Raw genomic sequence first — 2032 nt, 5'->3', positions numbered from 1 at the left:
GCCCTGGATCGGACGCTGAAGCTTTACCCAGACGGGTTCCGTGGCCCCCGCGAGGACCGCTTCGCGTCCCATGGCCGGGTTCTTGTGGCACCGGACCGGCACGTTGAAGATCAGGCGGCGCAGGCATGAGTTGTCGTGGTCGCACCACACAATCTCATCCTGTCGTCCTTGGAGAACCTTGTTGGGGAATTCCGGATCGGCCAGCATCTGCCGGGCCAGCATGATTCCGTCCGCGAACCCGGCGGTGATGGCGTCTGCGCACTGTTGCGGGTCGTAGGTGCTGCTGAGGAGCAACGGGACCTCGGGCATGGCGGCGCGGAATGCCTGCGGCTCTCCGTGCTGCAGGATTGCGCCCGAAAAGGAGGTGACGTTATTGTCCATCGACTCGTAGTTCGCATCGCTCAGGGCGATATAGCCAACCCCTTCCTTCTCAATGATCGCTGCGACTTCCGCGAACCCTTCGGGTCCCTGACCATCGGGAAGGTGGTCGTTGGTGCTCATTCTGAGGCCCACGGGATAGTCGGGGCCGACTTCAGCCCGGATCGCCCGAACTGTGTCAGCCAGGATGCGGGCGCGGTTTTCGGCACTGCCTCCGTATTCGTCAGTTCTCCAGTTGGTGCGCGGTGAGAGGAAGGAGGAATAGAGGTAGCGCATGTGCGCACCCAGTTCGATGCCGTCGAAGCCGGCCGCTTTGGCGCGCCGCACCGCGGCGACGGCCTGTTCCTGGACCTCGTGGATTTCTTCCGTGGTGATCTCCTGGGGCGTCGGGTTCGTCCGGCCTCCGGGAATGTAGAAGCCGTGCGGCAGACGGGGTGCGGCCATGCGGACGGGCTTCGGGCTCGCGGCCCGCGTGGGCCGGCCCTCGCCCGGCACGCCCATGGCGCCGAAACTGGGGAAGATCTGGGCGAAGATGGGTACATCGTGCTCGTGCACGGCATCGACCATGCGCCGCAGGCCCGGAATGAATTCGTCGCGGTCGAAGCGCATCAGGGGCTGGAACGGTGCCTCCTGGCTCCCGCGCTCGGTGGCTACGCCGCCACCGATGATCAGCAGCCCTGCGCCACCGCGTGCCCGCGTGGTGAGGAACGCGATTGTCTGATCGCTGGGATGGCCGTCCCTCGTAGGCTGGAGGACGGCCATGGGGCTAAGCACATAGCGGTTCTTGATTGTCAGGCCGTCGATTTTCCAGGGGCTGGAAAGCACTTTGGCGACGGTTGCTGTCTCGGTGGACATTTATTCTCCTTGGTTTTCAGTTGGACCAGGATGAAATGCTTCATCCAAAATAGGTAGTCGATTCGGCTCGTTTTATATCTTGACCGCGCGTCGCAATGGAACGCCGAAAGTAGCGGAAACCGGACCCGGCCTCAGAACCTGTCGCGGACGTGGCGTCCACGACCGTAGAGCGAGACCACGGCAAGGATGATCACGCCGAAGACGATGCGGCTCTGGGCTTCGGTCAGGCCATTGCTCACGATGATTGTGGACAAAAGGGAGAGAATGAGTGCACCCAGCAGCGTCCGGGTGTAGCTGCCGCGAATCGAGCCGAAGATCGAGCCGCCGACGAGGACCGCGGCCAGGCCAGAGAACAGATAGGGTTCCCCGATGGTTTGCGACCAGCCCGAGCCGAAGGATGCAATGAAAATGCCGGCAACCCCGGCCAGGGCACCGGAGGCTGCGAAGACCATGGTCCACACAGCAGCTGTCCGGATCCTTGCCAATCGCGCGGCCCGAAAATTGATTCCTGTCGCGTAGAAGCGACGCCCCGTTGCGGTGCGATTGAGGAAAAGCCACATTCCCGCCCCGCAGAGAAGCACGATCAGGATGATCGGGGGGAACGGCAGGCCAAGGGTGGTCCCCCTTAGGCTGGCCAAGGAACGGAACGCATTCGGCGGCGCGGAGGAATAGTCGCCGTCGGCGAGGAACAGCGTCGCGCCCGTGATGGCCGCGCCAGTGCCCAGCGTGACGACCAGTGGCTGGACCGCGAAGCGGTGACAGATCCAGCCGATCAGGCCACCGATGCCGCCGCAGACCA

The 2032-nt window shown here is 63.7% G+C and carries 2 protein-coding genes; both read right to left on the bottom strand.

The genetic code is table 11. From position 1 onward, the window contains the following. On the bottom strand, window positions 1–1233 hold a 1233-nt coding region (locus LQV45_RS28155; protein ID WP_230010223.1), incomplete at its 3' end, for an NADH:flavin oxidoreductase. Window positions 1234–1364: 131 nt separating this feature from the next. Next, on the bottom strand, window positions 1365–2032 hold a 668-nt coding region (locus LQV45_RS28150), incomplete at its 5' end, for an ABC transporter permease (RefSeq protein ID WP_374208318.1).

The organism is Microbacterium sp. Bi128 (assembly GCF_918698205.1).
The sequence above is the reverse complement of the archived record's forward strand: the minus strand, read 5'-3'. Positions and strand labels throughout refer to the sequence as shown.